Annotated in this window: 9 protein-coding genes and 1 pseudogene; 6 read left to right on the top strand and 4 right to left on the bottom strand. The window is 58.1% G+C overall.

Annotation, left to right across the window (positions count from 1 at the left end; all coding sequences use genetic code 11):
* A partial coding sequence (locus BN1800_RS38675) for a class II fructose-bisphosphate aldolase (protein ID WP_179214020.1) occupies positions 1-361 on the top strand: 361 nt, incomplete at its 5' end.
* A 425-nt stretch (positions 362-786) separates the two neighbouring features.
* On the opposite strand, the gene BN1800_RS38670 is transcribed toward BN1800_RS38675, so the two are convergent.
* The 3 genes from BN1800_RS38670 to BN1800_RS38660 form a co-directional block, all read right to left on the bottom strand.
* A complete protein-coding gene (locus BN1800_RS38670) occupies positions 787-1,755 on the bottom strand; it encodes an aldo/keto reductase (RefSeq protein ID WP_087006146.1) in 969 nt (322 codons plus the stop codon).
* A 66-nt stretch (positions 1,756-1,821) separates the two neighbouring features.
* Complete coding sequence (locus BN1800_RS38665) at positions 1,822-2,718, bottom strand: NAD-dependent epimerase/dehydratase family protein (protein WP_087006143.1); 897 nt, start codon at positions 2,716-2,718, stop codon at positions 1,822-1,824.
* 149 nt (positions 2,719-2,867) lie between these two features.
* The gene (locus tag BN1800_RS38660; protein ID WP_087006141.1) at positions 2,868-3,770 is read right to left on the bottom strand and encodes a LysR family transcriptional regulator; all 903 of its coding nucleotides are present in this window, start codon (positions 3,768-3,770) and stop codon (positions 2,868-2,870) included.
* A gap of 321 nt (positions 3,771-4,091) precedes the next feature.
* On the opposite strand from BN1800_RS38660, the pseudogene BN1800_RS38655 reads away from it, so the two are divergent.
* The 4 genes and pseudogenes from BN1800_RS38655 (at position 4,092) to BN1800_RS44365 (ending at position 6,465) form a co-directional block, all read left to right on the top strand.
* Positions 4,092-5,008: pseudogene (locus tag BN1800_RS38655) on the top strand (phosphotriesterase family protein).
* A gap of 382 nt (positions 5,009-5,390) precedes the next feature.
* Entirely contained in the window at positions 5,391-5,630 is a 240-nt protein-coding gene (locus BN1800_RS38645; protein ID WP_087006138.1) for an RraA family protein, read from the top strand.
* Positions 5,631-5,942: 312 nt separating this feature from the next.
* Positions 5,943-6,296 carry an ATP-binding cassette domain-containing protein gene (locus BN1800_RS38640; RefSeq protein ID WP_132568743.1) on the top strand — a complete coding sequence of 118 codons (354 nt, stop codon included), beginning with the start codon at positions 5,943-5,945 and terminating at the stop codon, positions 6,294-6,296.
* Entirely contained in the window at positions 6,268-6,465 is a 198-nt protein-coding gene (locus BN1800_RS44365; protein ID WP_132568742.1) for an oligopeptide/dipeptide ABC transporter ATP-binding protein, read from the top strand. Before BN1800_RS38640 ends, BN1800_RS44365 begins: the two co-directional genes overlap by 29 nt.
* A gap of 323 nt (positions 6,466-6,788) precedes the next feature.
* On the opposite strand, the gene BN1800_RS38635 is transcribed toward BN1800_RS44365, so the two are convergent.
* On the bottom strand, positions 6,789-6,995 hold the full coding sequence (locus tag BN1800_RS38635; protein ID WP_087006135.1) for a hypothetical protein: 207 nt from the start codon (positions 6,993-6,995) through the stop codon (positions 6,789-6,791).
* A gap of 116 nt (positions 6,996-7,111) precedes the next feature.
* Between BN1800_RS38635 and BN1800_RS38630 the strand changes: the two genes are divergently transcribed.
* A partial coding sequence (locus tag BN1800_RS38630) for a beta-lactamase hydrolase domain-containing protein (protein WP_244564814.1) occupies positions 7,112-7,281 on the top strand: 170 nt, incomplete at its 3' end.

Here is a 7,281-nt window from a genome sequence, read left to right as displayed (position 1 = left end):
ATCGGTCCCGGTCGAGCTGCAGGAAATCATCAACCAGTACGGCGGCCAGATGAAGCCGACATGGGGCGTGCCGGTCGAGGAAATACAGCGCGGTATCAAGAATGGTGTTCGCAAGATCAACATCGATACCGATGTCCGAATGGCGATGACCGGCCAGGTCCGGCGTGTTCTGCAGGAAGACCCCAGCGAATTCGATCCACGCAAATATCTGAAGCCGGCCATGGTGGCGCTGACGAAGCTCTGCAAGGAACGGTTCGAACAGTTCGGAACGGCGGGCAAGGCTTCGCAAATCCGGCCGCTTCCGCTTTCGGAAATGGCAAAGCGTTACAACTCGGGCGCGCTAGACCCGACTTTTTCTTGATAGCGAAACGGCAGCGGACGCCGGAGCGTCCGCTGCCCTCTTCCTCGCAAGCAATGAAAGCATCGGTCCTCCACGATCGGCCGAACGGGGTGTCAACGTCCATCGATTGCATTGTTGCGGCGAAGGCGTGGGCGTTTCTAACCACATATACTCGTACCTTCGCGTACCGACGCGAAGACCAGCTTCATTCGCGAGGCCCGTACAGCACCACGGCATGCCGGCGATCCGCAGTACCAACTTTTACGAGCTTTCGATAGTCTGCCATCACGCGGAATTACCATGTGCCAGTCTATCTCTGCGACGATTCCGACAAGCTCGAGGATGTCTGGAAAGACGGCCAATTTGCGGTCCCGAAAGGCGGGGTCCGGTGTTGTCGATGATTAGAATATGTAAAGCGCATCGCAACGTCTCATTCCTCGCTCTGCTCAGAAACCGCCTACCTGCAGCGGCTTGTATGGGGATTCAAGCCTCTTGATTTCATCGCCGGTGAGTTCGACGTCAACAGCTGCGATCGCATCTTCGAGATGGCTCATTTTACTGACGCCGACGATCGGCGAGGTCACGACCGGCTTCTGCATCACCCAGGCCATCGCGACCTGCGCCATGGAGGTGTTGCGCGCCTTGGCGACGGCTTCGACGGCATCGACTATGTCGCGGTCATCGGCCTTTTCATACATCGTCTTGTTGTAGCGGTCGGTCGTGGCGCGCCTAGTCTCGGTGCCCCAGGGGCGGGTGAGTTTGCCGCCACCGAGCGGGCTCCATGGCAAGACGGCGATACCCTGATCGCCGCAGAGCGGCAGCATCTCGCGTTCTTCCTCGCGATAGGTGAGGCTCACCTGGTCCTGCATCGAAACAAACTTCGTCCAACCGTTGAGTTGGGCTACGTGCTGCAGCTTGGAAAACTGCCATGCCCACATAGAGGACGCGCCGATATAGCGCGCCTTGCCGGCGCGCACGACGTCGTTCAGGGCCTCCATCGTCTCTTCGACCGGCGTGAACGGGTCGAAACGGTGGATCTGGTAGAGGTCGACATAGTCGGTGCCGAGGCGGCGCAGGCTGTTGTCAATCTCGGCCAGGATCGCGACGCGGGAAAGGCCCTGGCCGTTCGGCCCCGGACGCATGCGGCCAAACACCTTGGTCGCGAGCACGATCTCCTGCCGGGGCGCCAGTTCCTTGAGCAGTGCACCGGTTATCTCTTCGCTGGTGCCCTGCGCGTAAACGTTGGCCGTATCGAAGAAATTGATGCCGGCGTCCCAGGCGCGCTTGAACATCGGCCGCGCCTCATCAAGCCCGAGAACCCAAGGGCGCTCTTCCGTCTGCTTGCCGAACGACATGCAGCCGAAGCAGATGCGGCTGACTTCAAGCCCGGTCTTGCCAAGTCTCACGGTTTTCATGACTTTTTCTCCAAGTTAACAATTGGCCCTGCCGGCGGTGGGCCGCACGACATCACAAGCTAGAAATCACAAGCCAGGAACGTATTTCCGCCAGTTGTGTTCTTCCTTGAAACCAAGAACTTCCCGAATCTTCCGGTTGGACAGGGGCGCTTCGAACTCCCCGAGTTCTCGAACGATGGGCGTGTTCGGAGCCCAGCGGCCCAAAAAGTCGCGCGTTGGCTCCGTCGCCGTGATGGTGTCGTTAACCGCGTTGAAGATCTGAAAGCCAAGGCCATCGACCTGCAGGCAAAGATCGACGATCTGCCCCAGATCCCGTGCGTCGATGTAACTCCAGGCATTGCGTTTCCGTGATGGCGGATCAGCAAAGAACCCCGGGAAACGGTCGTACTCATGCGGTTCGATGACGTTGGCGATCCGCAGGGCATAGACGTCGGCCCCGCTACGCATTGCAAACGCTCGCGCGGTCTTTTCATTGACGACTTTGGACAAGCCGTAGCTGTCCATCGGATCGGTGTCGTAGTCTTCTTCAAGCGGCAATGAATGAAAATCCTTGTCACCCTCTGCAAAACAGACGCCGTAGGTCGTCTCGCTCGAGGCGATGATCACCTTGCGGATGCCAAGTTTCACCGCGGCCTCGATGACGTTGTAAGTCGAGATCGCATTGACCGCGAAGGTCTGATTGTCCGGCTTGAGCAGCAGGCTTGGGATCGCAGCGAAATGCACGACGGCATCAACCTTTGCCGGTCCGCCTCCCGTCTGCAGCTCCGCGCCGCTGAAATGCATCGACAAAGCGTTGAAGGTCTGGCCGCCATCGGTCAGATCCGTGATTAGTGTCTGCACGCCGGGGCAGTCCAGCGGGACGAGGTCGAGGTTGCGTACCTTATGTCCCTTGTTCAACAGATATGGAACGGCATGGCGGCCCGCCTTGCCGCTTCCGCCGGTAAATACGATCCGCTTACTCATTTGATTTCCACTCCTCCTGGAACGAAGCCCGGCACTCAAAGCCGGTGCATACGAAGGTTCGGAGGAGTCGGTACAACGTTGAACAGCGATGAATCAATAGATTCAAAATCACTGAACCGTTGAACAGGATTCATTGGTCCGATACGACCCTAGAATCCATTGAGGTTTCGAACGACCTTGATCAGCGCTTCGACGCCGAAGGGAAGCTGCCGTCTGCTGGAGTAGTACATTGAAAGCGGCGGCCCCATTGAGGCCCACTTCGGCAGAACAACTTCGAGGCGCCCTGCTGACACGTAGGGGCTTGCAAGTCTTTCCAGGCAAAAGGACACCCCGGCGCCTTCGATGGCCGCATTGATTGCGAGATCGGTTTCACCGGAAATCAGCGATCCGGGAACGTCGATCTCGCGCCGATCGTCGCCGCGTTCGAACTCCCACTTGTAGATCTGCCCGCGGCCTGTCCGGATCCGGATGCAATGGTGGGAATGAAGGTCATCCGGCATCGCCGGGCGACCGTGGTTTTTGAGATAGTCAGGGGCCGCGACCGCGACCCATTTCAGCGGAGGCGTCAGAGGAATCGCGATCATATCTTCCGGGATGGTGCCGCTATATCTGAAACCGGCGTCGAAGCCCTCCGCGGTAACATCGACAAATTGGTCGTCCACGGCGACCTCGAGCTCGACGTTCGGGAAGCGCTGCTGGAAGATTGGAATGGCCGGCCTCAAAAGCAAAACGGCGGCATCTTTCAGAACGTTGATGCGAATGCTGCCGGCCGCCCCCTGATGGTGCCCCTTCAAGTCTTCCAATCCAGAGGTGATAAGCGCGAGCCCGGCAGAAATCTTTTCTGCGAGAGCTGTTCCGGCAGCGGTTGGCGCAACGCTGCGGCTGGTTCGATTAAGCAGCCGAACGCCGAGCCTTTGCTCGAGCGCTTTCATGCTGTGGCTCAGCGCCGAAGCTGTTACATCCAAATGATCCGCTGCTTTCCGGAAGCTGCGATACTGGACGATCGCGAGAAAAGTCGACAGCTCGTGAATTTCGTTGCGCTTGAACTGCATGTTGATCTCAGGGGGCTAGTTTGGCGGTGCCTCGCCAACAGTCGTAAGGCTCTCGCTCACAGAACAACACTCCGATGCGCTACTGCCGACCATAAAATTACCCGGTATCATGGCGCATTTCAATGTTCGGCGATGGTGTCGGAAACCCAAACGGCGCGGTTCAGGGAGAACGAAGCGCCCGCTCGTCCCTTGTATCTTTTGCTTGCTCTTTTTCTTTGAAGTGCAAAAGATCTTGATGGCCAGCCCGTCCGGACAGATTGTCGTCACGCGGGCAAAGCACCGCCCTGCATGCAGTGATTCAAAGAGACTGATGAAGTCAACATGACGAAGCACCTTTACACGACCTTGGGACCTAAGTGCCGCGAAGAGATCGGAATAATCCTCCCGCACGAACACGTGTTCGTCGATCTCAGAGTGCCAGATGCGACCGGCTACGCCCAGGCTGATATCGACGAGGTCGTGATGCTGATGGCGCCGCAAATCGAAGCGATCAAGGCGCAAGGCGTCACTGCGCTCGTCGAGTGCACGACCTCCGGCGTTGGGCGACGCGCCGATATCGATCTTGCCGTTTCACAGGCGACTGACTTTCCCATCGTGGTACCCACCGGCAACTATCGGGAGCCCTGGATACCGGCCTGGATAGCAAGCGCAACAGAGGACGCCCTGGAGCGATGGATGGTAAGCGAGCTCACCGACGGCATCGAGGACAGTGGCGTCGTTGCAGGATGGATCAAGTTAAGTGCCGGCGATGATGGGATTACTCCACTGGAAGCCCGTATTCTTCGGGCAGCGGCGCGGGCTTCCGTCCAAACCGACGCGGTGATCGGTTCACATACGATTCGGGGCAGAGTCGCTATGGAGCAATTGAACATCCTGGAGGCCGAAGGTTGCTCGGCGGGTCGTTTCATCTCCATTCACACCCAGGAGGAAAAGGACTTCGAACTGCATCGGGCGCTGGTCGATCGCGGAGCATGGATTGAGTATGATCATGTGGGGCGGGCACCTGATGATGAGCTGGTTGGTATGGTGACTCGAGCCATCGAATCACAGTTAGTCCATCATTTATTGCTGAGTCACGACGCCGGGTGGTACGACCCCGCGCAGCCCGGCGGTGGCGTGCCGAAACCGTATACTCACCTTATTAGCAGGCTGATGCCTTCGCTCAAGGTTGCTGGAGTGGATGAGGCTAACTGAGTCAAATCACCGAAGCCAACCCGTTCGAGGCGTTTGCACGTTAGAAAAGCGACCAAACATGAAACTTGATCGTCTGGTGTCGCTGGTACTTATCGGCTCCGCATGCCGAAGGGTGGCGGATCACCTGCCCGCTTTTTGAGGCCCCCCTTCAGGGCATTGGCGGACTTGACCGCTCCTCTCCCTTCAGTCGTTACCACCATGCTGCGCTGATAGGAGAACGGACACTCGACGACGAGGCCGAGCATGGCATTCAAAACTGGGTGTCGCCAAGCGAGATTGCCCGCCGCCTGCTGATGCGGCGCGTCCCAAAGCCTTTCCCCGATCGCTACGAACCGTCAAACTATACGTCTTCGCAGTTGCACTTAATTTGAGATTCTTTGCCCATAGAATCTCAAATTAAATGCCAAACAAGAAAGAAACAGCCGCATTCTTACGTTTAAGTGCCAAACGACAAATGGACCGGGCTTTATCAATGCGCCAGTCCCGTTGAACGGCATGGTCGTATCCCCTGGTGACATCGTGGTCGGTGATCAGGATGGGGTCGTCGCTTTCACACAAGAGGAGGCACCGGCGCTTCTTGAGGCCACTCTGGCTCAGGCCCGTAAGGAAGAAGACATAATGGCCCAGATCGCGGCTGGCACCTACACCGGCGCTTACGCGAAGTGAGCGTGTCCGCCAATCGCTCCCCAGACGAATAACAGTCGCAAGCAACGAGCGAGGCGCATGACGCTGTCGCTGGGTCGTTCTCACGTTCATCTTTATCGGATATGCACTGGCGGCGGCAGACCGGGCCAATATCGGCATTGCGCTTCCTCACATCGAGGAAGAATTGTAGCTCGAACACCGAAGCGGGTCTGATCGTCAGTACCTTCTTCCTGTTCTACGCGCTTGGCCAAATCCCGGCCGGAATGGTGATCAGCAAGATCAGCGTCCGCTGGACCACGCCAATCCGGCTGCGGGAAATCGACACTGGCGCGGATGATCGCCGGCATCCTGCCTGCCTCCTCCGGCGAGCGGCACTTCCGCGGTGAGCCCTACGATAGCTTCCTTACCCGTAAGCGCGATGCACTGAAAATCCAGATGGTCTTCCAGGATCCGCTTTCCTCTCTCAATCCGCGCCTGCGCGTCGGCGAGATCGTCGGCGAGGCGGCGGTCCTGCACGGGCTAGTGCCGCGCTCACGGGTGAAGGATTATGTGGTCGACATCCTTGCGCGCGTCGGCCTGCCCCCGGACAGCGTCGGCCGCTACCCTCATCAATTTTCCGGCGGTCAGCGTCAGCGCGTGGGCATCGCCCGGGCTCGGCATGCCGAAGATCGCACTGCAGCGACGTAAGTTCATGCCGATCCAGGGCGAAATCCCCTCGCCGCTCAACCCGCCCTCCGGCTGCCATTTCCATCCCCGCTGTCCAATTGCGACCGAGCATTGCAGACGGACGCGTCCGCAGTTGCGAGAGATTGCGTCGGGGCACGTTCACGCATGCTTGAATGTCGAAGCTCTATAAGGAGGGGGCGGGCTTTGATGGGACGTTTGGATGCGGCCCGACTGCACAGAGGCTTGTAAAATCCACATATCGCACCCTCAAATCGGATGGTTTCCGCTTCGCGTATAAAATGCATTACGCACCGTCATCGCGCTGGATAGGGCCGATTGCGGACTGGTAGATTTCGAGCTCCCGACTGAACAAATCTGCCGTTCTTGGCTCAGCGATTTTGATTCAACGGATGACGGCCGGTGTCACCGATCCGCGCTTCACCCGGAAGCATTCACCGACCCAGGTAGCGGAATTTATCGCCGCCTTAGCTAAAGCAGTGGATGGGGCACGCCTTACTGCTGCTTCCCGTGAAGGCAAATGTGGAAGCATTCGCCTCGAGCGTTTGCTGATTCCCACTCCCGGTCAAGTTCCGCCAGCCTTGTTTCGATCTGATCGGTATGAGCCTCGTAGTAGGCGAGCCTCTCCTCCATCTGCCAGCGCAGGCGTCGGTTGATTTCGTCGGATGTCTGGGCGCTCACCCGGTTCGCTGCCGTCGCCATGGTGCTTCTCCTCTGCGCCGGGAACCACGGGCGAGCACAAAGTTCCGCGCCTGATCTTGAACGCATATCATTATACAATATATTAGATCGTATATTGATGATACATGGAGCCAGTCATGCCTATCACCGCAATATCCGAGAAACTGTCGGTCTCGCCACAGCCAAGTGTCGAGGACGTCCGGTCGTTGCGCGACCAAGGATTCACGACACTCATCAACAACCGACCGGACAACGAGGATCCTTCCCAGCCGGGAACGCAAGCCGAAAGCCAGGAAGCGAAGCAGTG

The organism is Rhizobium sullae, assembly GCF_900169785.1.
GTDB classification, from domain to species: Bacteria; Pseudomonadota; Alphaproteobacteria; order Rhizobiales; family Rhizobiaceae; genus Rhizobium; species Rhizobium sullae.
The sequence above is the reverse complement of the archived record's forward strand: the minus strand, read 5'-3'. Positions and strand labels throughout refer to the sequence as shown.